Raw genomic sequence first — 24,182 nt, forward strand, 5'->3', positions numbered from 1 at the left:
ATGACAGAATTTCCAACATGAGCATTGACGACCTGGAGTGCGCTCCCGTTTACCTGCTCGTTACAGGCCCTGGCTGGGTCAGTATGCCGAGTTGCGGAAAGAGGAACGACGATGAAAAAATTCATATTCCTGATCGCGATAATGGTCTTATTTGGCGGGGTCTCCAAATCCATCGCCTCGGACAGAGGCATCTGGAGGTTACAACTGAAATACCAGAAAGAAATGTCCGAACTGAAGAAACAGGACGCTAAATGGAAAACCTTTATGGCTGAAGGGACTAAATTTCTTCAGCAGGGGCAAAGACAGACCCATGAAATGATTAGGGTGAATACCAGATGAACAGTTTCGTTGGCGACTCACGCCGTGGCGTCTCCAGGAACGAGCATATGTCTATGCGGAAATTCATGTGAAACATGGGAAGGGACGATTGATTGCAAAACTAACGATATACGACTAAATTTATGAACAATCTTGACAATCTCTTAATGTTGAATTACACCCATGTATATGGATATCTAGCCTTGATCTTTAAGGCGGACATGATCGAAGCGAAAAAGTGGACCCAAAACAGGCTGTCATGAAAAAGAGGCGGTCACATACAACAAGACTCATAGCCATGATGCAGGCGATTCTTCTGATTACAGGATTGGTATCGCCCGGCTGGATCTGGTGTTATGAGGGAGATGGCCGTACTGCGTTTGAGTTTGGCGGAAATTGTAGCGGCATTTCTATTTTGGGACCAGCGGCAGATCATGAATCCTTCTCGAACCTCACGGGCCAGTGCTGTGTCTCTTGCATTGATAGTCCCGTTTTTGTCGCTGAAGAGAGAGGGGATGCTTTCAACTCGGCTCTTGCTCTCATTCTTGACTCTGTGTCCGTTGAGTCTGCCTTAGGCTCTCACCATGAAATCCCGGCCCTGCATTTGGGAACTTATCTGACGCCAGACATCTTTCAGACCTATCTGTCTCTCTGTAAAACTAACTCTGTAATCCTGCTGATCTGAGCCTTCCTTCCGGCAGTGTCGATTAGCTTCGTTCAAAACGAAGCGCATATCGATCTGTTCTTCTCGATTCGTGTTTTTCAATCTGAGCGACCTTCGATCGAATTTGTAGACTGTGGGAGCAGGCAAAAGCCAGACCCAAAGTGAAGAGGATTTGTTCATGAAAGCCTCCGCTTATCTTCTCGGAACCGGCGTTCAGGATTGGAGGCTCTGCCCTACCAAGGTGAGTCTCTCCTAATCCTAAGGTAACTTCGGAGTTCTTGAATAAAAACAAAGAAATGTTTGGTGGAGAAAATCAATGAATCTTAAACCAAGGACGATCTTAGTCCTGACTACACTGGTAGGTGTCCTTGTAGCCGTTATTGCAACCGGCAATTTGCCGGAAAGAGGGAATCCTGAATCCCAAGGAAAACAGCTCAGCAAGAGTGATCATGATCCTAACGAAGCAAAGGAAGACCCAAATCATAAGCTTATTAAAATGTCTGAATCGGTGATCAAAGAAGAGGGCATAACTATTAGCTCCGCATGTCCTGGAAAGCTCCGGGTAACAGTTGATCTTCCCGGCCAGGTTGTAATCAACGCTGATCGCATGGCCCATATAGTCCCACGCATGGGCGGCATAGTAATTGATGTCCGCAAAAAGGCAGGAGACCAGGTTGAGGCCGGAGAGGTAATGGCTGTTATGGAAAGCAGGGAATTGGCGGACGCCAAAGCTAAATACCTTGCCGCTATGAAGAGGCTAGACCTTGCAACAAGCAATTTTAAAAGGTTTGAGATGCTGTGGGAAAAGGTAGCCATCCCTGAAAAACAGTATATTGAGATCAAGACCGCTAGAGACGAAGCAGAAATAGAAAAAGATTCAGCCGAACAACGACTACGCGCTTTGGGATTTACAGAGAAATTCTTACAAAAACTGCCCAGCGAACCGCCCGACTCTCTGTCGAGATATGAAATAACATCTCCTTTCCAGGGGACAGTGATCCAGAAACACATAACCTTGGGTGAAATGCTCAAAGATGATACCAACGCTTTTGTGGTAGCCGATCTCAGTACTGTGTGGGTTAACGTGCAAGTTTACCCGAAAGATCTTCCTAATATCAGGAGCGGACAGAGGGTTGTAATGTCTATCGGCGCCGGTGTCCCTGATATTCAAGGCAGTGTGGATTATGTAGAACCATTTGTCGGGGACAACACCCGATCCGCTATTGCAAGAGTGGTCCTCCGAAACCCTGATGGAAAATTGCGCCCCGGCCTTTTTGTTTCAGCAAAAGTTTCGATTGAGGATGTAGATGTTTCCGTACTAGTTCCAAAGGCTGCATTAAAGAATGTCGATAATAAATCCGTAGCATTTGTACGCGAACAGGAGGGGTTTGAACCCCGATTCGTAAAGACCGGTCGGGCAGATGGCGAACATGTTGAAATTGTTTCAGGACTTCAGTCTGGTGAACAGTTCGCGTCCGATGGATCCTTTCTCCTCAAAGCGGAGCTGGGAAAAAGCGATGTCGCTGATGATCACTAATTTAGGGGAAGAATTTGCAACATACATTGAGGCTCGTTATTAATGCTTGAAAAAGTTATGAAATTCTCTGTCGAACACAGGTACCTCGTTTTGATTGGAGTTGTCTGCGTTGCCATCATTGGCTTGTTCTCGTTGCAGAGGCTTCCGATCGACGCCGTACCGGACATTACTCCTGTCCAGGTTCAAGTCAACACAGAGTTCCCGGGGTTCTCCCCAATAGACATAGAAAAGCAGATCACGTTTCCTGTTGAGAACGCACTGGCGGGCATCCCTGGGCTTGTTTATACCAGATCGTTGTCGAGAAACGGATTTTCTCAGGTTGTCGCTATCTTTCGTGACGATGTGAGTATTTATTTTGCGCGACAGCAAGTGAATGAGAGGCTGGTTGAAGCCCGAAGGAACCTTCCAGCGGGCGCTGAACCAAAGATGGGGGCAATCACTACCGGGCTTGGAGAAGTTCATGTTTGGACCGTTGGCTACAGCCATCCCGATGGGAAAGGGGCGAACATCAAGGACGGTTTAGCCGGTTGGCAGAGCGACGGATCATACTTGACCCCTGATGGCCAGAGACTCGTTACCATCCTTGAGCAAACGGCCTACCTCAGAACGGTTGAAGACTGGATTATTCGTCCTCAGCTCAAGAGCGTTGAAGGAGTTGCTGATGTAGACGCCATAGGCGGTTTTGTCAAAAAATATCATGTCCAACCGGACCCAATGAAGCTCTTTTCATACGGATTAACATTTCAAGATTTGATTGAGGCGATAAGGCGTAACAACATCAGTTCCGGATCAGGGTATATTGAACATCAAGGGGAAGCTTACGTTGTCCGTGCGGACGCCAGGATTTCAGACGAGACCCAAATTGGGGATATCGTGGTAAGCACCAGGTCAGGCGCCCCGATCCACATGCATGATGTCGCTACCGTTGCGATAGGAAAGGAACTCCGTACCGGCAGCGCAAGCTTTAATGGAAATGAAGCGGTAATCGGCACAGCCTGGATGCTGATCGGGGCAAACAGCCGGACAGTGGCGGCATCCGTTTCGGACAAATTGGACAAGATCAACCAAAACCTTCCCCCCGACATTGCGGCCAAGCCGGTTCTGAGCAGAACCAAACTGGTGGATGCAACCATTGCTACTGTGCGTACGAATCTCACCGAAGGCGCAATCTTGGTCATAGTCGTCTTGTTTATTCTCCTGGGAAACATTAGGGCTGCTGTCATAACTGCGCTTGCAGTCCCTCTTTCCATGCTTATGGCGTTTACCGGTATGGTCCAGTTGCACGTAAGCGGAAACCTTATGAGCTTAGGGGCCATAGACTTCGGCTTAATCGTCGATGGGGCCGTGATCATAGTAGAAAACTGTCTACGACGTTTAGGAGAAAGACAACATGAATTTGGAAGAGTTCTGACTCTCCCTGAGCGTCTCAACGAAGTCGTGGTCGCCGGCAAAGAAATGATTCAGCCCTCCGTGTTTGGTCAAGCTATCATTATCACGGTCTACATTCCGATTCTGTCACTTACTGGGATTGAAGGCAAAATGTTTCACCCTATGGCGACAACTGTCATTCTTGCTCTTGTCTCAGCATTTGTAATTTCCTTGACCGTCGTCCCTGCCATGGTGGCCGTGTTCATATCGGGTAGGGTGAAAGAAGACAAAAACATACTCATCAAAATGGCTGAACGTGTTTACGAACCTACTCTGAAGTTTGCCTTGCTTCATCGTTACCTGGTGGTCACCGGAGGAATAGCCTGTTTCGTTTTATCGCTGTTACTCTTTGGGCGTCTTGGACAAGAATTTATTCCTACTCTTGACGAAAAAGATATCTGCGTCCAGCCCATGCGTATACCTAGCACAAGCTTGACTCAATCTACTGAAATGCAACTAAAGGTAGAAAAAGCCCTTTTACGATTTCCAGAAGTCGCATTAGTTTACTCCAAGACAGGTACGGCCGAAATGGCGTCAGACCCTATGCCGCCAAATGTTTCGGACACCTTTGTTATTCTAAAGCCTCAAGAGCAATGGCCCAATCCGGGCGAGCTGAAAAGCAGCTTGATAGAGCGGATCGAAAGCGCATTGGAAAAGCTGCCGGGAGCTAAATACGAGTTTACACAGCCGATACAGATGCGCTTCAATGAGCTGATCGCAGGTGTCCGTAGTGACGTGGCCATCAAGGTTTATGGAGATAAATTTGAAGAAATGGCGCGAACTGCCCAGTCTATTGCTCGTGTTGTCGAGAAAATTCCCGGCGCCGCTGATGTGAAAGTGGAACAGACAGAAGGCTTACCGGCAGTTGATATAGACGTAGATAGGGCTGCGATCTCCCGTTATGGTCTCAGCGCCGCTGATGTTCAGGAAGTAACCGCGATTGGTGTAGGCGGGAGAGATGCGGGTTTGGTTTTTGAAGGTGATCGACGATTTGACATCGTAGTCCGGTTGTCTGAAAATCTCAGAAATGACGTTTCCGCTTTAGAGAATCTTCCCGTACCGTTGCCTCCTCAAGGTGTATCTTCGCAGTATCCAAATTTGGGTTCCACGGATAATATCACGAATCAAGCCGTCGGACGAAACTTCTTACCCCTGAAAGAAGTCGCTAAGGTTCGTACGACGGAAGGGGTGAACCAAATCAGTCGAGAAAACGGCAAGCGTCGAATTGTGGTTCAGACAAATGTTAGAGGTCGTGATCTGGGATCTTTCGTAGCGGAGGCGCAGCAAACAATTAATGAGCAGGTAAAGATACCACCAGGCCAATGGTTGGATTGGGGTGGACAGTTTGAGAACCTTCTTGCCGCCAGGAAACGCCTGAGCATCGTTGTGCCTTTGAGCCTCATCCTGATTTTCCTGCTATTGTTCAGCGCTTTTAACTCGGTAAAGGATGCATTGCTCGTGTTCACAGGTATTCCTTTGGGATTGACGGGAGGTATATTATCGTTGTGGCTGCGTGGAATGCCTTTTTCAATAACAGCGGCAGTGGGTTTCATAGCATTGGCCGGCGTCGCCGTGCTTAACGGATTGGTCATGGTCACTCTCATCAACCAGTTATGCAAAGACGGTAACTCCACTTATCAAGCTATTGTCCAAGGGTCTCTCCGTCGGCTGAGGCCAGTGCTTATGACAGCCCTGGTCGCCTCTTTGGGGTTTGTGCCTATGGCTCTGTCCACAGGAACCGGGGCTGAGGTGCAGCGTCCTTTGGCTACCGTAGTCATCGGCGGGTTGATTTCAAGTACTGGCCTTACTCTGTTGGTACTGCCCGCTCTTTACAGGATTTTTCAACGTGACAATGACCTGAAAGAGGCTTCATCATAAACCATTGAAGTAGAAAGCCACATAGGTGAAGGAGAGAAACAAGAGGGTCTATTTGAAGGCGGATAAATGAGTATCCTCCGATGCGCAACGCCTTGCTTGCACGTTTGCTGACAGTGCTGGTAGCAATATGGTGGGGGATGGAATGACGCTCCCGCTATTGCTCAAGCCACTTTTGGAATAGCTATGGGTACGGCGGGAACGGATTCAGCTATTGAAGCGACTGATACAGCGCTGCTAAAAAGGTTTTGTCCGCTCTGCCATTGACACCTTGGCCAACAAAAGGTAAAATACTTTAGATTGGGGAGGGAAATCCTTAGATCTTGACAGGATTTTCATCCCTATGCGTTTGACATCGCCAAACTGTAACGCCCACTCAAATCCGAACAGCTATTTTATGGCGTTTGGGGCGCTCTGCGTTAAGGCGCTATGTCTACTCGTGTTCATCTCTCCACTCTTTTCCTGCTCACTTGTCTCTAATTCGTTGGCTGTCCGCGATTACATGGAAATCCCGACACTCAAGGAACATAGGTTCCTGGTCGACGAAAGCGGCGAAATTCCTTACCAGCGATACCGGATAAGCCCCTGGGATAATGATTTTAAATACGTTTGGCTTGTCGGGGATTATAACTTTCGTAAATTTGATAACATCGAATTGATACTGTATTTTCATGGCATGAGTTCCAAAGACTATTACAGGGACTTTAGAAAAGAGATACAGGCCCTCGCGTCAAAAAGACCCGACCGACCATTTCTGTTTGTCGGTTTTGTGGACACTCCTTACGTATCGACAAACAATCGATCCAAAGAACGATGGAGTTCCCTGACGGTCAAGGACGGAAACTATCCCGAACTCCTTTTCAAGACGGTAAACGGCCTGTTCAAATCCCTGAAAAAAACCTATCCCAATATTAATAAGGATAAAACATCTATAACACTCGCAGGGTTTTCCGGCGGAGGCCGAGTCCTCGACTCTGTTGGAAGCTGGCTTGCCAGAACTCCAAAAAATGACCCATACGCCGAGACGTTCCGATCAAGGTTGTCAAAGATAGTCTACTTTGATTGCTGGTTCGACAAGGACGTTGTTAATACCATACCGATCCTGCTCGAAAATAATCCGGGCATAAGAATCGTCGGTACGGTCCACATGAAAAAACCCACAGAACTGGCTTCAATATTGGTTGACAAATTCAAGATGAAGCCTGACAGGAAGAAACAGGAATTAACAGGCGTAAATGGAAGAATAGTCATCTATCGCGGAGGATCCCACTGGGACGCTATGATATCCAGGCTCGCTCAGGCGTTATAGCATGAAGCCACAGGGATCACACTCAGCCAGTTTTACATTTTCCAATTAATACAACATATTAGCTATTTAGTGTCCTTGACGCTCCTACGGCCATGTGATATTAAAATCACACAAATATTTGTTGTTCTGCCCGGAGGCGCTTTTATGTCACAGGCGACAGCGTTCTCTGTCGATGTAGACAGGGAATATTCCAAAACCATAGACTTTTTGTACAGCTTTGAACGTTTCGGTATCCTCTTGGGACTGGACAACATTTCTTCGTTGCTTTCCGCTTTGGGCGACCCCCAGAACCGTTTCAAATCAGTCCATATTGCCGGCAGCAACGGAAAAGGCTCCACTTCCTCATTCATAAACGCCATTGTCAGCCTGTCGGGTTATTCAACCGCCCTTTACACTTCACCGCATCTGAACGATTTCCGTGAGCGGATTCGAATCCACGGCCGCATGATCTCCAAAGAAGACATGATCAAAGCGACTGAAAAGATCAGACCTCTGCATGACCCGATAAGAACCACTTTCTTCGAATACACTACAGCCATAGCCTTCGATCGTATCGCAGCGGCAAAACCTGATCTCGCGGTGATAGAAGTCGGCCTGGGCGGACGGCTTGACGCCACCAACACCATCACTCCCCTGGTAAGCGTAATAACGGATATCTCCAGAGAACATGAAGACTACCTCGGTTCCGGAATCAGGGCTGTAGCGACTGAAAAGGCAGGCGTAATAAAGAGTGGCGTGCCCGTAATTACAGGCGCCGGCCGTAAGGAAGCTAGGGATGTCATCCTGTCTACCGCGCGGGATCTTAATTCCCGGATATTGGAGTTTGGCCGTGACTTCAAGGGTGTCAGGACCACTCTTGATTCCTTTGATTACACATCTGATGAACTTCGTCTCGCTGGATTGCGCCTGGCTATGGCCGGAGCCCATCAAATCAAGAACGCTTCCATCGCTATTCGCGTAGCCCAGGAATTGATAGCCCAGGGATTTAAAATTTCTGAACCCGCCATAAGAGAGGCTGTCTCTAAAACACAGTTCCCCGGCAGATTCGAATTATTGCGTCGGAATCCTGATGTCATCATAGACGGCGCCCACACTCCGGAAGGCATGAGATTACTGAAAAGCGCCCTAACTAAGCTTTATCCTTCACAACGCCCACTTTTACTCCTCGGTATTCTGAAAGATAAGAACGTGGAGACCCTTGTTCACACCATCGCTCCCTTAGCCAGGCAAGTTGTGTGCGTCGCTCCTCACAGTGATCGTAGTATGGAGCCTGAGGCTCTGGCGGAGCTTGTGAGGGCTCACGGGACTCCGGCGCAAGCCTCGGATTCCATTGAGAAAGGCTTCGAGACGTTGCTCTCCCATGCCGGAAAAAACGACTTGATTGTCGCGGCCGGCTCTTTATATATGATAGGCCCGGTCCGTAGGGCCTGCGGGAAAAACGACGAGTGAGATATAGTTTGCGGCGAATTCTTTATTCAGGCTCAGTAGCGGCGCTCATGACAACCATTGTCATACTGGCCGCTGCGCCCGGCTTTGCCGTAACGACAGAACTCGCGCCAACTGAAAAAAGTATCCCAACTTCGATAATACCGGGCGATCTTCCGGTAAAAATGTCCGCTGAACGCCTTTCATACAATCATAAGACAAATACGTACACCGCTCGAGGAAACGTCTCGCTGAGCCAGGGAAATACAAGGCTCAGAGCCGACAGCATCGTTTACGAAGCGAGTAATGGAGAACTCACAGCTACCGGAGGCGTTATAGTAAGATCCGCTTCCGATGTTATCGAAGCGGAAAAAGTCACGATAAATCTCAAGGCGGCTACTGGTGTGCTCTTCAATGGCAAGCTGCTCCTCACCCGCCAGCACATCTACCTCGAAGGCAAGAAACTCGAGAAAAAGGGGTCTTCAGACTACAGTGTCAGCGAAGGCAGCTTCACCACATGCGATGGAGCCACGCCTGACTGGAAGATTACCGGCAAGGATCTCGACGTCACTCTGGAAGGTTACGGCGTCCTCAAACACGGTTTCTTTTACATTAAGGATATACCCGTCTTCTACATACCCTGGCTCATATACCCGGCAAAACGTGAAAGACAGTCCGGCTTTCTCATGCCTTCAACCGCCAGCAGTTCCATGAGGGGCATTGATCTCCGACTGCCTCTTTTTCTGAACATTGCGCCGAGTGTCGACGCGACAATAGCGCCCAGATTCTGTTCAAAAAGGGCGGCTCAGGTTGGACTGGAATTTCGATATTACCCGACGGAGGATCTCAAGGGTCGATTTTATGGTGAATACACCTACGACTGGAAATACGGCCCTCCTGCTGATCCCGCGAAGAATCTTTTTTACGCTACCTGGCGTCACGATCAGGATTTTTCCAGGACCGCCAGATTAAAGACCAACCTGCACTGGGTTTCGGACAGGAATTATTTCGATATCTGGGGAGGACGCTTCGACAAAAGGCTCCGGGTCCGATACATGGAATCAAACGCTGTCATGTACCGCCAAACAAACAACTTCCTGTTTCAGGCTGAAGCCAGATATTTCGACAATCTCGACCTGCCCGATAACGCCCGAACCGTTCAGAACCTGCCTACCCTGACGGCTACCCTGTTTGACAGGCAGGCCCCTTACACACCTTTTTATGTTAGCTCCAGCTTAAGCTACGACTATTTTCACGCCCCTATTATGAATGACGCGTGGCTTGGAGCCCGTGCTCAATGGGATACAAGGCTCAGTCTCCCCGTGGCTTTCGGACAGTATTTAAAGTTCGACCCATCGATAACATATTTTGCTCGGGGCTACGCCGCTGATTATTATGAACACGAGAAGAGCGTGAGTTCCGTCAATTCCGTCCGGACTGACCTGTACCAGATAAACACAGACATGTTTACCGATATTGACAAGGTTTATTCAGGATCCATGTTCGGTTTTCAAAAGGTGAAGCATACTATCCGGCCCAGAGTCGTCTGGACCTACAGACCTGTACACAGCCGCGAGAAATACCCGTATTTTGACGAAACCGACCGTATGGGCGAGGTCAGCCTGCTTACTGGAGAAATAAGACAAGCTCTGGTTGGTCGTATGGCCCAAGGCCAGTACCTCGATTTTGCTTCACTGAGCTTATCTCAGGGATATGATTTCCATAAAACTCGTACAGCCGAAGATCCCCTGGGCGAACGCTCCCCTCTAAAGTCACATTGGACAAACACCCAGGCCGAAATAGCCATCAGGCCACACACACTAATGGATCTGAGAGCGCAGGCTGAGTACGATCCCGTTATGAACAGGGCCAGGAGCTATTCGATCAATCTTGGGGTGATGGATCATAGGGGAGACACTATACAGATCCTGCATCAGTTTGCTGAAGATGAGCTTAGGGAAGACCTTAACCGCCAGACTAACCTGAATCTTCAGGTTAGAGTTACTCCCGCTCTGGATTTGTTTGTGGAAAATCAGTACACGCATCAGTTTGATTTCGCCTATTTTACAAGCCTCGGCCTAAACTATCATCCCCAGTGCTGGAGCCTGCTGCTCAGATACTCCGAGTCCCGTGAACAGGATCCGGTAACCCGTAAAATCAAGGACATGGATCAAACTGTCTTCCTGACTGTTTCACTCTACGGATTGGGACAGGTCTACAGATTCACCCGTGATTGGAGCGACATGTTCGGGCCGGCCACGGACTCGAGTTCCAACTTGTTCTAGATTCCAGACTAACGCGACATCACAGGCAGAGTCAAAAAGCCGACGCTTCCTAAAAAAATATCCTCAGCCCTGTCATTATAGACTCAAGATTACCGCTGAACGCCAATGAAATCTCATTGTGGGCGCTAAACCCACACCTATCACAGACACTCGGACCCCGATTCCGAAGATAACACCCCTTGGTGACCAGCCCATCCGGCTCCGCGTTGGCAAGCAACCCATCGAAGCAAGTCCATCTTGCCTTCTTCAGTTCCCTGAGGCTGCTGAATGAATTGGCCACCGGATATCCCTCCCGCTTTAACTCAATCAGCTCATCAAGTATGGGGACCCGCTGCTCGGGGGCTATGAACAGGGCGTCCGGCAACCCGTTGTAAGGATAGTAGAACTGGATCGTGATCCCGGCCACGCGGCCCTTGAGCTTCCTTACCAGCTTACCGGCGCAGGCTTTGTTCAACTGGCTGATCGTGAAGCTTATATAAGCTCCGCCTTCTCCCTGTGTCTCCAGATTTTCCCATACCTTTGAGAACACCCCTGAGCCTCGAACGCTGTCATGGATCTCCCCGGTTCCGTCCAGACTCACCCATACCCGGTCAAACTCAAGTCCCTTAAATGGCAATGTGCCATTCGTGGTCATACAGACTGAAGGAAACAGTTTCTTCGCGTATTCCGCCACATGGGCGAGGCTCTTCTTGCCGTCTCGCCACAGGAGAGGCTCCCCGCCCTCAATTATCAGTATTTTCACCCCTGTGTCCCTCAGCGCTCTCAGAGTCTTTTTCACGCCCTCGAAATCAAGTTCCCGTCCATCGCGTTTCCAGTAAGGACAATGAACGCATTTCAGGTTACAGCGATGAGTAATCTTGTAACCCGAAAGCGTAGGGGTTTGCGCTCCAGTAATCAGTCGTTTCAGAAACGGCGAGGCGAAGTGTCTCGTCGCCCTGCCAATACTTCTAATCATTATGGATTCTGATCCTCCGGCGTTTTTCCAACGAGAGCTTGACCCTGACATGGCCTTTTCACATACTGTTAATCAGGAACCACAAGACTTAATCATACCAGTGTCCACCCAATAATTAACCCTAATTTATCACTTTCAGAGGAAGGGGGCGAACAGTGTCGTATTCATTCGTGATCACCGTAGAACCACTGCATGAGAAGAGAAAAATGGAGAAGATTACTCGACAGGAGTTACAGGCCCTTACCATAAACAAGGACCATCTGGATCACGACTTTCCGGAGCATTCCAAGATCATACCACATTCCGATTTCTTGAGGATCGCTCAAAAAAAGACATTTCAAAAACTGTGCGCCCCTCTCGAATCGGTGGAGATAATCGCAAACCCATTCATCATCGAAAAAAGGCCGGCGCAGTGGAACCTAAACTAAAAGACGGAAGCGTGGGCGACAATTCCGACGATACCGATCTCGAACGACTCGCGGAAATGGCGTTGGAGTATCTCAGGCCATGGATCAAAAACTCGCGTCGCTTGAGCCTGAATCAAACTGAAAAGTGGAAACTCCTCGAGGATCTCTATCACAACCGCCGCGACCTTGCATCCTGGAACACTCGTGAAACAAAGATCAGTAGCGCTCAATCCTTTCAGGGCGCTCACAGCGGAGCAGGCGAATCCGACGCCTGGGGCGATCCGATATTATTCTGTCTCCGTCCTACATAGTGGATTCCTGGGCGGATCGCGCTTACCAGGCCGTGTTCAGCGGACCGGAATGGCTTACCGTAATCCCTGAACGTTCATTTTATCAGGTCGCTTCAGATTTGAGATACCCAACGTCTTTCAAGTTGCAGGAACTGCTCATAAACCGGCTGGCCTTGGGGCAGATTCATACGAGGCTCTATGAGGCGTTACAAAGCCTTTGTCTCTTCGGCACGGCCTTCGCGAAGATCTCGTGGCGTCCCCAGCCTCTTGCTTCAAAAAGATGGGAAAGAAATTCCTCACGGATCATCGATGAACAATCCGAGATGTTCGACTGCCCGGTTCTCGAATTGATCCCTCTGGATCGAGCGTTGATCGACTGGCGAGCAACACATAACGACGTTCAGCGACATTCCGGCGTAGGCCACATTGTAGAAAAATCCTATGAAGAGATCACGGAGATGTTTGATCTCGGAGTTTACAACGTAAATCGGGCGGAGTTCGTAGACAATTGGAGGGACACCGGCTCCTCGCAAAGTTTTATCGCCGGGTCCCTGGGATCTCACAATGATTCATCAACGTTGTCCGACTCCGACATCAGACGCTTCCTCGTCTGGGAATGGCATGGCCAGGTCCCGGCGCCTCACGGCAAAAAAGAAGTCATCGTCACTATTGTCACCCGGCTTGAAGATGACTCCATAGATAATGGGCTGTTGATAAGAATTTCCGACTCGCCGACTCTCTGGTCGGGCCTGAGGCCTTTTGTCCTCGCCCATTACACGCCTGTGCCGGGACCGCTCGGCATCGGCGCTGTTGAGACCAATCTGGATCTCATTCATTCGATTTCCCAGTTCCTCAGTCAGTCTCAGGACAATGCCCGGCTGACCGCCAACGCCATGTTGGTCGCGCGCAGAGGCTCATCCGCCGCCCGAAGCCTGTCATCAGATGATGAATTCGTGTATCCGGGAAAAGTCTGGCTGGTTGACGACCCGGACGACATCCAGCCGTTCCCTGCGCTAAGTTTCCCTCAGGCTGAAGTCAACTCGCTTATCAATTACCTGAACATGCTTCTGGAAAAGCGCACCAGTGTTTCGGACACGACGCTCGGGATGTCCTCGAGAGACAAGACGGTTACCGAGGCCCACATCCTTCAGGAATCATCGATGAACACATTTACGACCAGGGCTGACCTGTTCGCGAGAAGTTTTGTCGAGCCCATGGCCAGGCTGGCTCTTTCGATGATTCAGCAGTTCCTGATCGACGACCAGGTAATAGCGGTCCGGGATCACAGCGGACTCGACGTTCCCCTGACCGTAACGGTGGATGAGATACAATCCGGAAAATACAATGTGGTCGCAACCATTACAAGGCAGGATTCAACCCGGATAGCCAAGGCCCAAAGCATCGAGCGGGCGCTTCCCACTCTGGCCAAATTCTCCTCGGTCCTGGCTGAAGAAGGCGTCCGGGTATCCTTTTCCGAACTCATCAAGAGATATCTGGATTTGCTTGGCATTGACGCTGTGGACCGAGTCTTCACGCGAGTGCAGCCCGAGACCGGACAGCGCCCGCCGGACTTCCCTGAACCTCGCACACCGACGCCGGTTCCTAATGGAGGACCTTTCGGCCCTTACCCCGACGACATGAATACGCTTGCCCAGTTCCTGCAAATGTCGGCTCAACCGAAATAACGGTTTCAAATACATGTCATTTTAACTGGAGGAACCAATGGAACAAGAAGAACAACTTTTAGAAGCGAGCGAGTCTCAACCCGAAACCCCAGAAACCCAAAGCATTCCCGACGTTCCGGAAAACGAACCGACGTCCGAGGCGATCCAGACCCTGCTCAAACAGTCAATGGAGACCCATGCGGAGCTTGCTCAAACCAGGGACCTCTTCGAAAAATTCGTCGAACGCGAACAGAACGCCACACATAGAGCCTCTGAAGACGAATTTATCCGGAACATCCGGCAAAACTACGAGTCAGACCCGTTCCAGGGCGCTGCCCTGCTTGTTGGCAAGGCGAAGGATGACCTGGCCCAGCTTATGGACAGAAAAATCTATGAAGCCCTTGGCGCTCGTGAACAGTTTAACAGGCTTCTGGATGACTTCCTTGAAGAGCCTCCCAATGCGACACTGAAAGAATTTAGAAGTGAACTCGAATACCTCATCCGGGATAGAGGCGTTGAGCCAAAACAGGCGGCCGATTTTCTCAGGACCGTGGATTCCAAGGCAAGAAACGCGGCGACTCAAAAGAATGAGGCCCTTCGTGAAGCCCGGACCCGCGCGACAACCGAATCCGGGGGCCGATCTCTCGAAACTCGCGACCATGATGGGGACTTGGCCCGCGCCTTCAGCCAGGCCCGTAATCTCGAAGAAATGTTCGCCGTGCTGAAGAGATCAAGGCCATGACGACAATGGATCCAAGGTGTCTTCTCGAATGAACGAACCGACAAGCGATCCATATCCCGGGTTTCAGCCCAGGAAAGGAGGCGCCATGACCGAGGCCACGGACATTCAACACAAATGGCTCGATGAAAGATTCAACCACATCAATACCATTCTTTCGCACATCAGGGAGACTGTTGATCATCTGAAGGAGACTCAGGCCGATTTCATGAATCGATCTTCAATCCAGATGACCGACCTGCTCATCCGTGTTCAGGATACTGAGCGCAATCAGGCGGTCCAGCGCGGTCGGGAAGAAAATCTAAGGAGGACGGAGACTTCCCAGAATCTCAAATGGCAGATGATCATAGCGCTTGGGACCGCTATTTCGGGAGTAGCCGCGTTTGTCGGCTATTTCATGGGAAAAGGTCAATGAAAAGAGAGTTTATTCATGTTCTCATTCTTGCCGTGACGGCTTTTTTAGGCCTTCTGGCCCTAATCTCGACCAGCGTCTATTCCCCCCTGATTATGGGAGACGACCCCTATTCGCTTCTACGTTACACCCTTATCCGGTTGACCGCGGCCCTCATTGCGGCGCCGTTTCTAACCGGTCTCATGCTCGCTGTTGATTTCGTTACACCGGGAGACTGGATGGAGAGCATAAGACATGACCCGAAAGCGTGTTCTTACGTTATGGCTTCTGTTGTTCTCGTTATTGGCGCAATCCTTTGCTGGACGTGAGGCTCATGCGCTCAGCCCACAATTCGGCGCCTCATTCCGTAGACAATTGAATTTCATTGTCGCCAGGAACCCCAGATACGTCTGGGGTGGATCTAATGACATCGCAAGTGCTCTGGATTGCAGCGGCTACATTTATCTCGCGGCCAAATGGGCCGGGCTGCCGGGAGTAACCAGGACCACCGCTTCACGCATGGCCCAGGGTCTTGGCGGATGGACATCCATAAGTGTCAGTCCTGAATCGGCCGAGGAGCTTGATCTTGTCTTCTGGACTTTTTCGGTAACCCGACCAAACGGTCATGTCGGAGCTTTCCTTAAGGTCACCCCGAATGGCCGAGTTGTCACGCACGCTTCCGGCAGCCGCGGTGTAATAGCCGAACCTATGGGTAGACGCTTGACTGAGACGATAAGTCGTGTCAGACGCCTGAACATGGGAGACTGATAACATTTCGCTTTAACCAAAAGGAGAACAAATCATGGACAACGCAAAACAGTGGTGGGCTTCGAAAACAATCTGGGTAAACCTCGTTGCGCTCTCCGGCGCTATCGCAATTGCCATTGGGATGGACCCGGGCCGCTGGGCGGAAATATCGACTGTCGCGCTCGCCGCTGTCAACCTGGCTCTACGAATGGTTACCAGGGAAGAGATCACTCTGAACTGAATTCGACCAAACTATAAAGGCTTATAATCATGGCCGTTTTCGACATCGAATCATTAGGGCCGACAGACGGCCCTTGCCCCAGGAACCGATATGACTCCCTGACTGGCGTGAGTTTTATAGTATGGAAGCCGGGAGACGAGGCTCTCATCATGTTTCGAATACCGTATGGCTTCACGCCTGGGTCCTTTGTGCGCCTTATATTCAATGAAACGATCCCGGCCACGGGGCAGGCTTATTCCTGGGACATCGAGAGCAGGGCGCTGACTCAGGCTTCGAACCTTGCTCTCCCCGTTTCAAACCCCTATACGTCGTCCACCCACTTTTTAAGTTCAGACTCCTTGGCTGTGGGTCTGACAGCCGTCCGTACCATTCCTTTGGTGGACGATCACAGCATGATATCGGGCGTTGCGCCAAAATACGGGGACGCTCTGTGTGTCCGGATAAAACTCGCAATTGAGGGCCTTGATCCAGCGCCGACGGAACTCTCGACATTCGCTTACCGTATTGAACTGGCGGTCGACACGGAGTCCTTTAATGTCGAATGCGCGGGTAGAGTCGCGTCCATCATTCGCTCGACAAGAGACCTGTTCAATGAAGAAAATAGCGGCTTCCTGCGTAATGATTTCATCCTGAGATCCATAAACGAATGTCTTAAAGACCTTGCCCGTGAGAATTACTGGTCCGCTGAAAAGCGTCTTCCCGCTGTCCAAGGCCAGGACTCCATAGATTTAGGGGCGGCGATACCGGACTTGCAGAGTGTCCAGCAGGTTCGGTTCAACAACGCCCGGGATCTGATGAAGGAACTTCATTCCCTCGAAGAATACCTTGACCGGTCGGCCCGTTCATGCGCAACCGGCCCTCCCGTGTGGTACTTCGTCCGAAACGGCATGATGAAAGTGTGGCCCGCGCCATCGAAGAACGTTGAAGCGGGATTTCATGTTTATTATTCGAGGCTGCCACCAAGCCTCGGTTGCTCTGAGGACAATTGCGACCCGCCCGTGCCCCCGGCGCACGACACCCTCTTCACAATGTTCGCGTTACGCCAGGCGTTTCTTCGGGACCGAAACGCCCCCGGAGCGGACCTCAAGTTCCAGGAATACTCGCGGCTCTATGAACTGGAGAAAAGACGGTTGCTTGGCGTCACAGAGCCTGCGAGCGCAATACTCAAGCCCAGACGGTAATGGGAGGATCACGGAATTGACATCTACGGAAGCCGGCGCCCGAATCTACAACCTCTTCGACTGGACCGCGGGTATGCGTAATCAGGGACTCAACCCACTCGCCTCTGAAAATTCGTCTTTATTCGCGGGTGGGAACATTGACATCGAAGGTCCCGGTTTGAGGGTTCGAAACGGTTATGACGTGATTTCGAGCCTCGCTGACGCGGGAACTGTCGTTTATCTGGGCTCTTTCATGTTTCCAACCACCAGGACAACATACCTGCTGGCCCAAACTGTGGAAGATTCAGGCTCGTCCCGACTTTTCGCGTCATGTACGCCTCACGAGCCTCTGTCATGGAATCAAATATACGATTTCGGGCCCAACGCGGGCGTGGTTTCGGTGAGCGCTCTCAATGACCGGGCAATAATCACTGAAGGCAAGGCGAGCCCGCCATTAGTGTTCTCAGGTGGACTTGACCCTTCAGGGGCCGACTGGGCGACGCCTATCGCTGTCCTCCTGACACGTGACAGTGGCGTGACATGGATAGACATCTCGGATTCAGTTCTCGACAGTGACGCGGACTCAACCCTGGACATTGGGGGGCTCACGCCTGAGGACGGTTCGATCCTTGTCTGTCTCGACACGCGAATAGCCACAGGGCTGTTTCTTGACCTGACAACGCCGGGCCCAACGTCAAACCCGATAATAGTCGAATCGCTCGGCGAGGATTGGGGCCCCAGCCTGAATAATTCCGATGACACCAACGGGCTGACCCGCTCAGGGGTAATTGCCTGGCAGTCGGATCAGGAGCCGCCGCAACCACGCATTATCAACAATATCGAAGGCTACTGGCTTCGAATACGTTGCGCTAACCTCACTGATCCCCGTATCAGGCTGAACCGGATTCTTTTCCGGGCTCCCTGTCAACCCCTGAGCCGTATGGGAAACGGCGTCCCCGACACGCCGCTTGGATTTATTTACTGGGATGAGTCCGCAAAATCCGCCAAGGATTTCACCATCGAGGTTCAGGATTTCAACTATCCCACTTTTGCGAGGCTCAATGACGGGGCGCTCGAAACCCCGGAAGCCATGGCCCCTGAAGACTATTTGTACGTCGGCTGCGTCTCAAAATTCCGGGATCTCGAAATTACCCCTCATAACGATTATCACAATTCAAATCCGGCTGTTCTCAACGGATCATACTGGAACGGGACGTCATGGGCGCCTGTCTCCGGTCTCTCGGATGGGACAGCGGAGCCAGCGGGAGCGCCTTTTGGTAAAAGGGGACTGATCTCGTGGAATGTTCCGGACGACTGGGTTCCCAATCGACCGTTGGGATCCTTATACCCGTACGGATACTGGATAAGGCTCTCCGTATCCGCGGCGCTCACGCCCAAAACATTCATCAGCGAGGCCGCTATCTGGCCGAAATTCGACCCTTTGAAAAAATACGGCTTCGTCATCACAGTCAGGGACCGTGTAATCCTCCTCAATCGCTCCGACTCCCCTGACCGGATTGACATTTCGAGGCCCCTCGAAGAATACGGCGTGTGCGGCCCGGATTCCTCATCCCTGAGAATAGGCGGAGCGGGCGAGATAACGGCCGCTATCGAAGTGTTCAATCAGGGCTTTATAGCCAAGACCGACGATTGGTACCTGCTCAACGGGTACAGCCCGTCCACATTTTCTCTCGAGCGTGCAGAGACCGCGGGCCAGGCGCCGATCAACAGCAGAGTCCTCGTGGCCGCTCCGCACATGGAGGCGGACTCCAAGAACCTGATGGGCCTTTATTACATCAACCAGCGGGGCGCATGGCATTTCGCGGGGCTTAAAGTCTACCGGATCAGCGACCAGGTGTCGTGGTGGGACCAAACCTCTTCACAGGAACGTCTTGATCTGAACAATCTCGGATCAGCGTTTGGAATGTACTGGGCCGCCCGAAACAGGATAATCTGGGCCGTCCCCATGATTGGCGCCTCCTCTGAACAGAAATTCAACAACCGGCTCATTGTCTATGATCTCGGTCTCAAGGCATGGCTTCCTCCATTCGCCATGAGCGTATCTTCACTCTCAACGTTCTCGGATCCGGGATCCGATCACAATCCGGGCCAGGTCCGTCTGCTCGCCGGTGATTACAGAGGTCGAATACTCGAACTCTTCAGCGCCCACTCGCTTTCCGACGCGGGGGCCCCTGTAAGCGGCTGGGCGGAGACTCCGTGGGTCCATTTCGGGACGCCTCATGTGGAAAAAATCATCCGGGCGCTGACCTTGTTCGCCAAAACAACGGCCTTTGCCCCCATTAGAGTCGAGGTCTTTACGGATGGAAACATGGACAGCCCCCGCTCCATAGAATTCACAAGGCCATCAGCGGCCGGCGTTAATGAATTCACGATAGACCCAAGACCATTTGATTTGAACGGCCGTTTTTTCAAATTCCGTATAAGTCTTACCGCCCCATCTACGCTTTTTGGCCTGCAGGCCACGATGCTGGGGGTCCGGGAATGGGGGGCTATATAACATTATGTCAGGAAGGTACACCGCTTACCATGTCTACCAGAACCTGTCTTTCCAGGAAGCGGACAAGGCCGCGGCCCGACCATACAGGCTCCCTGAATATCACTGCGCCCATTCACAGAGAGGGTACCTTTTTCAGTTCAGGGACATGTCGGAAAGAAATCACTTTGACGCGGCGGTCACGACCTGCTGCGATGAGCCGGTCCTGAATTTCCAGAACAAGCCTCAGTTCGCCGAGGCGTCCAGGCCCATGAAGCCCCGTGACTGTTCTTCCCAGGTCAGTGTCACAGGTTGCGCCACGATTGAAATTTCGGTCGAGGACTCCGCTGGAATGTGCGCAACCGAGTCGGCCCGCATCCGCAGGATCAGGATCAAATGTCCGTCAATGTGCCCGGAATTCCCCGGACTGGTCGATGGACAGACATTCAAGGGACGTTATGGAACATTCCGCATCCTTGGCAGAGAGGCTGAGGAGATCCTGATCCTGGATTACACACCGGACCAGGCGCTCATTACAGATATCTACAGGAACTGTTCCGGAACTGTCACATTTAATGAGCTATTCTGCAATGGACGCTCGTTGAGTTTCGAGGTCCGCGGCGGCCTGGATTTCCCGGGTGGCTGCGGTTGTGACTGCTGCGGAGATCTTGGGGCTTTTCCTGCGCCGAACATCAATTTGAACGCTCCGGATTTTCTTGACGGAGAGGTCGCCAACGAGATCACACCCAACATCGTTATTTCAGGGGATCCGGCCTGTCACGGCGGCGAGATCACTGGAGTGTTCCACGGAATATACGCATCTACTGAGGTGTCGTGGCCCGGACCTACGGCTTACCATTCTGATGGAGCGAACCGGCTTATCACCCGGGGACCTGCAACTGTCGGCGTCCCGTCCAACCCATCGTGCTGCGGCGGGGAGATCGAATGGGCCGCGACCAACGGATGCGGCGCTGTGAAATTTCGAACGACGCTTGTGAATCCGGGGATTAACGACAGCCATGTCCTGCCGCCCGACCAGTCTGTTCTGAATGAAGGGTATGGTTACTCATTTACGGGCGTCGGCGCCTGCTCATACTCATCGAGCGCCGCTCTGGATCTTGAGACCGTATGCCTCGATAACACGCCCGGCGGGCTTTACAGGCTTGATGGGACACTCGTCCGGAATTTGGACTCGACCCTGAGATTCGAGTCCGGCCACGCATGCTCCGGATGCTGCGGAAAAGGCACTGTGACTTTGAGCTTCTCCAATGGATGCGGTTCATTCATCACGGCCGGTTACACCGTGCGGCGTTCCCCCTCGGCCCTGGCGTATCAGGATGTCGTCGGAAGGGTCTTCAAGGTGGAGCGGTTCTATCGATCATTATCGCCTATCGGGTATTTTTATCGGGTGGCGGTTGCGGATCTTCGATGTGACGGCGCCTTCGGGGAATTTGTCAATCCTCTGCCCGGGTACTACGCCTCGCTTGAGGAGTGTCTAGCGGTAATACACGGTCCGTCAGCCGACGCGATTTTGGGGTCCGCGGGCGTTCAGAACCTTCCCGGCGCTTCTTCGTGTTGTTTTTATTCTGATAACGGGCTTTCGAGCCAGGAGTTCACAGCCCGTATTGTTAGCGTTTCAGGCGACAAATGCTGTGTGATCGACACTACAAACGGCGATTGGATCAACGGCGGCCCTGATGACGGATGTTGCCCGAATTGATCATGTCATATCGAGGAGAAATCTACCCATGTCAGATGGAACATTACTCAGTAACTATGTTGGTTTTCTTGAATATCTCGCTTCCACAATAAGCCGTACCGGGGGCGTGCCGGTAACAAGAGCCAAATGCCCCGAATGCGGGGGTCAATGGTCCATATGGAAACGGGTGTGCCCGTCCAGCGATGAATATGAGTGCGGCTACCGCGCGATCTGGAAATGCGAAAATCCCGAGTGCGGCGAGATGGAAGTGAGATGAATGGGGGCCCGCTGGTTACCCCTGTCATCTCGACGAGCGTAACGAGGAGAGATCTTACCAAGCAGCGAACGGGCATCACGTGCGAGGTCTCAGCGCATAAGCCGCCTGGTTGGATTTCTCCCAAGGGTCGAAATGACCATGCGGGGGCGCCGCCGTAGGCCGTACAGGCTTTGGGCGCCGTAGGTCGGCCCGTGGCCGACAATTGGTTTTGTACGAATTCGATGGGCGAAAGAATGGCGGGCACGGCCCGCCCTACGTAAGAACACACCCGTGTCATCTCGAGCGAGCGTAGCGACGAGAGATCTTACCAAGCAGCGAACAGGCGTTACGTGCAAGGTCTCAGCGCATAAGCCGCCTGGTTGGATTTCTCCCAAGGGTCGAAATGACATCCGGGCGCCGCGTAGGTCGTACAGGCGATGGGCGCCGTAGGTCGGCCCGTGGCCGACAATTGGATTTATACATGCGTGAATGACACCAAACAAGGACAATACAATGCCATCTGAAAATTCATATTCATCGGCTGATCCATTCAGCGCTTCACTCGATCAGATCAACAGCCTCATCAACGATCTGCTAGCCAGATACTCTTCGCTGAGGCCGGTTCAGGAATCTAAACCCGAAGACGACCCGCTCATTCAGGGTTATCTCTCGCAGTATCTCGGGGGAGCGAGGAGTCTATTGAACTCGTACGCATCCCAACCATCAGGATCGCGGGCGAGAGAACTGGGCGCCTCTTCGACGGGCGGCTCCTCGCTGAGCGAGTCGGAGCTTTACCACCAGGCGCTCAAGACCCTGGCGTCGGAATATTCCAAAAAATTCGGCGACGCTGTAGAAAACGCCCGTTCCCAGCGTGACACTCAATACTCGCAACAAACCTCAGGTCTAAACAGCCTCAATGACCTGCTCCTGACCCGAAACAAATTGCTCACAGCTCAGGGAGACTGGTTGAACAATCTGGCGGGGCGCCAATACGAAGCCGAACGGTCCCGGGCGCAGGATAATTTGCAGGCTCAACAAACCGCTCAGGACAACGCCAGGCTGAATTCCGACAGGGAACTGGCCCAACTCGCCCAGGATCAGGCGTTCGCACGGGAAGACAAGTGGAAAAGCCTACAGGCCAAGGCGCGGCTCGTCTCACGCATAGGGAAAGGCGCAGCGGGATGGACCAACGCTGATGACATGCTCTCAGACCGCCTCGGGGTTGAGTTTGGATATTACCAGCCCTGGTCCCGTAAACTGGAGATCAAAATGGGCGGAACAAAGAGGTAGGAGCCCTGAGACCATACGTGAGTGAGCTTTTCCAGTTTGAGGTTGACATAGGCGCCATATTGATCCAACAAAAAGGGTACCAAAAATCATCTATTTTGCTGGTCCAAAAACAAAGTTTTCCCATCACATTCTAAACCCCTTGGGGTCTGCATATCGGGGGGGGTTCAGATTGTTAACCCTGGACACTGCGTTCCAAATCCATGGACGCCGCGTCCCACAACCTTCATTTGGGAGAATGGCAAATGAAAAAATGTGAAGTTAATCATCAGAAACTGATCTCAAACTCATTCGATAAACTTCATGAGCAGTTGTCCATTATTCGCGCTCACATTCCAAAAGTCGATGACCCTGAAGCCGAAGAACTGTTCAAACAGATGGAAATCGCATGCCTCTCGCGTCTACGCAGCCTAAGGTTAAGACTTGAAATTCCCTACGACGGGCACGAAACAAATGGTCAGGGAGGAGCGTCGACATGGGCTTAGAAAACGTTTCTCATGATTATCGAGAGAATCCCGCGGCCGTCGGCTGCCCGTTCACCCCTTTTCCGTATGATGTCGACCGGACGTTTCCATGCCCGTGCCGCCGCATGATAGGCGATTTATTCCGTTTGCGCCGGCATGAATGTGACCATTGCCCGTTCTCGGTTTATTGGAACGGTATTTGATCATGGATGCGGAAAATGACGTGTTCAACGATGAGTTGATTCTTGCGTTGGAGGCTCTGTCTTCAAACGGGCTGACAGCGGACGGCGCCATACGCGTGGTCACGTTTCTAATGGCCGAAGCGCCTACTGCGTCCCGCCAGAAAATTGATCAACTCAAGATCATGGATAAACTGCTGAACACATCGCGGGCCCTTATGGAAACCCGGCTCAAAACAGGGGACGCTGAATCCCTGTCGGAAAAACTCTCGCAACTGGAACGGGAACTCGCTGAACTGGCGGATAATAAGAAGGCCAGGAAAAAGACGGGCCGCGTCGCGGAGTTTTTTTCGTTTTTTTAAAAACGT

At 51.6% G+C, this 24,182-nt stretch carries 23 protein-coding genes; 21 read left to right on the plus strand and 2 right to left on the minus strand.

Annotated features, from left to right (window positions below; all coding sequences use genetic code 11):
* Nucleotides 1-111 precede the first annotated feature (111 nt).
* Nucleotides 112-339: a hypothetical protein gene (locus WC647_13085; GenBank protein MFA6223242.1), complete on the plus strand. Its 228-nt coding sequence runs from the start codon at nucleotides 112-114 to the stop codon at nucleotides 337-339.
* Between the two features lie 550 nt (nucleotides 340-889).
* On the opposite strand, the gene WC647_13090 is transcribed toward WC647_13085, so the two are convergent.
* A complete protein-coding gene (locus WC647_13090; GenBank protein ID MFA6223243.1) occupies nucleotides 890-1,162 on the minus strand; it encodes a hypothetical protein in 273 nt (90 codons plus the stop codon).
* Nucleotides 1,163-1,298: 136 nt separating this feature from the next.
* Here WC647_13090 and WC647_13095 point away from each other — a divergent pair, with 136 nt between their 5' ends.
* The 5 genes from WC647_13095 to lptD all read left to right on the plus strand — a co-directional run bounded on the left by WC647_13095 (nucleotide 1,299) and on the right by lptD (nucleotide 10,841).
* Nucleotides 1,299-2,519, plus strand: a complete 1,221-nt coding sequence (locus WC647_13095; GenBank protein ID MFA6223244.1) for an efflux RND transporter periplasmic adaptor subunit — start codon at nucleotides 1,299-1,301, stop codon at nucleotides 2,517-2,519.
* Nucleotides 2,520-2,561: 42 nt separating this feature from the next.
* On the plus strand, nucleotides 2,562-5,825 hold the full coding sequence (locus WC647_13100) for a CusA/CzcA family heavy metal efflux RND transporter (protein MFA6223245.1): 3,264 nt from the start codon (nucleotides 2,562-2,564) through the stop codon (nucleotides 5,823-5,825).
* 340 nt (nucleotides 5,826-6,165) lie between these two features.
* Nucleotides 6,166-7,131: a hypothetical protein gene (locus WC647_13105; protein ID MFA6223246.1), complete on the plus strand. Its 966-nt coding sequence runs from the start codon at nucleotides 6,166-6,168 to the stop codon at nucleotides 7,129-7,131.
* Between the two features lie 144 nt (nucleotides 7,132-7,275).
* The gene (locus WC647_13110; protein ID MFA6223247.1) at nucleotides 7,276-8,580 is read left to right on the plus strand and encodes a folylpolyglutamate synthase/dihydrofolate synthase family protein; all 1,305 of its coding nucleotides are present in this window, start codon (nucleotides 7,276-7,278) and stop codon (nucleotides 8,578-8,580) included.
* Nucleotides 8,577-10,841, plus strand: coding sequence for an LPS assembly protein LptD (gene lptD / locus WC647_13115; protein MFA6223248.1), 2,265 nt, complete (start codon nucleotides 8,577-8,579; stop codon nucleotides 10,839-10,841). Before WC647_13110 ends, lptD begins: the two co-directional genes overlap by 4 nt.
* A 49-nt stretch (nucleotides 10,842-10,890) precedes the next feature.
* Here the strand turns inward: lptD and WC647_13120 are convergent, their stop codons facing one another.
* Nucleotides 10,891-11,796 (minus strand): radical SAM protein, encoded by a 906-nt coding sequence (locus WC647_13120; protein MFA6223249.1) that lies wholly within the window; start codon nucleotides 11,794-11,796, stop codon nucleotides 10,891-10,893.
* Between the two features lie 155 nt (nucleotides 11,797-11,951).
* Here WC647_13120 and WC647_13125 point away from each other — a divergent pair, with 155 nt between their 5' ends.
* The 15 genes from WC647_13125 to WC647_13195 all read left to right on the plus strand — a co-directional run bounded on the left by WC647_13125 (nucleotide 11,952) and on the right by WC647_13195 (nucleotide 24,176).
* A complete protein-coding gene (locus WC647_13125; GenBank protein MFA6223250.1) occupies nucleotides 11,952-12,224 on the plus strand; it encodes a hypothetical protein in 273 nt (90 codons plus the stop codon).
* Complete coding sequence (locus tag WC647_13130) at nucleotides 12,209-12,514, plus strand: hypothetical protein (protein ID MFA6223251.1); 306 nt, start codon at nucleotides 12,209-12,211, stop codon at nucleotides 12,512-12,514. Before WC647_13125 ends, WC647_13130 begins: the two co-directional genes overlap by 16 nt.
* On the plus strand, nucleotides 12,514-14,178 hold the full coding sequence (locus WC647_13135) for a hypothetical protein (protein MFA6223252.1): 1,665 nt from the start codon (nucleotides 12,514-12,516) through the stop codon (nucleotides 14,176-14,178). The genes WC647_13130 and WC647_13135 overlap by 1 nt, the downstream gene beginning before the upstream one ends.
* A 37-nt stretch (nucleotides 14,179-14,215) precedes the next feature.
* Nucleotides 14,216-14,899, plus strand: coding sequence for a hypothetical protein (locus WC647_13140; GenBank protein ID MFA6223253.1), 684 nt, complete (start codon nucleotides 14,216-14,218; stop codon nucleotides 14,897-14,899).
* A gap of 28 nt (nucleotides 14,900-14,927) precedes the next feature.
* A complete protein-coding gene (locus tag WC647_13145) occupies nucleotides 14,928-15,311 on the plus strand; it encodes a hypothetical protein (GenBank protein ID MFA6223254.1) in 384 nt (127 codons plus the stop codon).
* Nucleotides 15,308-15,616, plus strand: coding sequence for a hypothetical protein (locus WC647_13150; protein ID MFA6223255.1), 309 nt, complete (start codon nucleotides 15,308-15,310; stop codon nucleotides 15,614-15,616). The genes WC647_13145 and WC647_13150 overlap by 4 nt, the downstream gene beginning before the upstream one ends.
* A complete protein-coding gene (locus WC647_13155) occupies nucleotides 15,543-16,055 on the plus strand; it encodes an NlpC/P60 family protein (protein ID MFA6223256.1) in 513 nt (170 codons plus the stop codon). Before WC647_13150 ends, WC647_13155 begins: the two co-directional genes overlap by 74 nt.
* Before the next feature lie 34 nt (nucleotides 16,056-16,089).
* Nucleotides 16,090-16,275 carry a hypothetical protein gene (locus tag WC647_13160; protein ID MFA6223257.1) on the plus strand — a complete coding sequence of 62 codons (186 nt, stop codon included), beginning with the start codon at nucleotides 16,090-16,092 and terminating at the stop codon, nucleotides 16,273-16,275.
* 29 nt (nucleotides 16,276-16,304) lie between these two features.
* Complete coding sequence (locus WC647_13165; GenBank protein ID MFA6223258.1) at nucleotides 16,305-17,456, plus strand: hypothetical protein; 1,152 nt, start codon at nucleotides 16,305-16,307, stop codon at nucleotides 17,454-17,456.
* A gap of 16 nt (nucleotides 17,457-17,472) precedes the next feature.
* Nucleotides 17,473-19,953, plus strand: a complete 2,481-nt coding sequence (locus tag WC647_13170; GenBank protein ID MFA6223259.1) for a hypothetical protein — start codon at nucleotides 17,473-17,475, stop codon at nucleotides 19,951-19,953.
* 4 nt (nucleotides 19,954-19,957) lie between these two features.
* Nucleotides 19,958-21,649 carry a hypothetical protein gene (locus WC647_13175; protein MFA6223260.1) on the plus strand — a complete coding sequence of 564 codons (1,692 nt, stop codon included), beginning with the start codon at nucleotides 19,958-19,960 and terminating at the stop codon, nucleotides 21,647-21,649.
* A 28-nt stretch (nucleotides 21,650-21,677) separates the two neighbouring features.
* On the plus strand, nucleotides 21,678-21,905 hold the full coding sequence (locus WC647_13180) for a hypothetical protein (GenBank protein ID MFA6223261.1): 228 nt from the start codon (nucleotides 21,678-21,680) through the stop codon (nucleotides 21,903-21,905).
* A 492-nt stretch (nucleotides 21,906-22,397) separates the two neighbouring features.
* Nucleotides 22,398-23,174, plus strand: coding sequence for a hypothetical protein (locus WC647_13185; protein ID MFA6223262.1), 777 nt, complete (start codon nucleotides 22,398-22,400; stop codon nucleotides 23,172-23,174).
* Nucleotides 23,175-23,416: 242 nt separating this feature from the next.
* Entirely contained in the window at nucleotides 23,417-23,656 is a 240-nt protein-coding gene (locus tag WC647_13190; GenBank protein MFA6223263.1) for a hypothetical protein, read from the plus strand.
* A gap of 148 nt (nucleotides 23,657-23,804) precedes the next feature.
* Nucleotides 23,805-24,176, plus strand: coding sequence for a hypothetical protein (locus WC647_13195; GenBank protein ID MFA6223264.1), 372 nt, complete (start codon nucleotides 23,805-23,807; stop codon nucleotides 24,174-24,176).
* The last annotated feature ends 6 nt before the right edge of the window (nucleotides 24,177-24,182 follow it).

The sequence above is a fragment of the Desulfomonilaceae bacterium genome (assembly GCA_041662605.1).
Classification (GTDB): domain Bacteria; phylum Desulfobacterota; class Desulfomonilia; order Desulfomonilales; family Desulfomonilaceae; genus CAJBEZ01.

Excerpts from the sequence above, each read along its gene's own strand:
- WC647_13085 (MFA6223242.1), top strand. The coding sequence starts at position 112 with ATGAAAAAATTCATATTCCTGATCGCGATAATGGTCTTATTTGGCGGG.
- WC647_13090 (MFA6223243.1), bottom strand. The coding sequence starts at position 1,162 with ATGAACAAATCCTCTTCACTTTGGGTCTGGCTTTTGCCTGCTCCCACA.
- WC647_13095 (MFA6223244.1), top strand. The coding sequence starts at position 1,299 with ATGAATCTTAAACCAAGGACGATCTTAGTCCTGACTACACTGGTAGGT.
- WC647_13100 (MFA6223245.1), top strand. The coding sequence starts at position 2,562 with ATGCTTGAAAAAGTTATGAAATTCTCTGTCGAACACAGGTACCTCGTT.
- WC647_13105 (MFA6223246.1), top strand. The coding sequence starts at position 6,166 with ATGCGTTTGACATCGCCAAACTGTAACGCCCACTCAAATCCGAACAGC.
- WC647_13110 (MFA6223247.1), top strand. The coding sequence starts at position 7,276 with ATGTCACAGGCGACAGCGTTCTCTGTCGATGTAGACAGGGAATATTCC.
- WC647_13120 (MFA6223249.1), bottom strand. The coding sequence starts at position 11,796 with ATGATTAGAAGTATTGGCAGGGCGACGAGACACTTCGCCTCGCCGTTT.
- WC647_13140 (MFA6223253.1), top strand. The coding sequence starts at position 14,216 with ATGGAACAAGAAGAACAACTTTTAGAAGCGAGCGAGTCTCAACCCGAA.
- WC647_13145 (MFA6223254.1), top strand. The coding sequence starts at position 14,928 with ATGAACGAACCGACAAGCGATCCATATCCCGGGTTTCAGCCCAGGAAA.
- WC647_13150 (MFA6223255.1), top strand. The coding sequence starts at position 15,308 with ATGAAAAGAGAGTTTATTCATGTTCTCATTCTTGCCGTGACGGCTTTT.
- WC647_13155 (MFA6223256.1), top strand. The coding sequence starts at position 15,543 with ATGACCCGAAAGCGTGTTCTTACGTTATGGCTTCTGTTGTTCTCGTTA.
- WC647_13160 (MFA6223257.1), top strand. The coding sequence starts at position 16,090 with ATGGACAACGCAAAACAGTGGTGGGCTTCGAAAACAATCTGGGTAAAC.
- WC647_13165 (MFA6223258.1), top strand. The coding sequence starts at position 16,305 with ATGGCCGTTTTCGACATCGAATCATTAGGGCCGACAGACGGCCCTTGC.
- WC647_13175 (MFA6223260.1), top strand. The coding sequence starts at position 19,958 with ATGTCAGGAAGGTACACCGCTTACCATGTCTACCAGAACCTGTCTTTC.
- WC647_13180 (MFA6223261.1), top strand. The coding sequence starts at position 21,678 with ATGTCAGATGGAACATTACTCAGTAACTATGTTGGTTTTCTTGAATAT.
- WC647_13185 (MFA6223262.1), top strand. The coding sequence starts at position 22,398 with ATGCCATCTGAAAATTCATATTCATCGGCTGATCCATTCAGCGCTTCA.
- WC647_13190 (MFA6223263.1), top strand. The coding sequence starts at position 23,417 with ATGAAAAAATGTGAAGTTAATCATCAGAAACTGATCTCAAACTCATTC.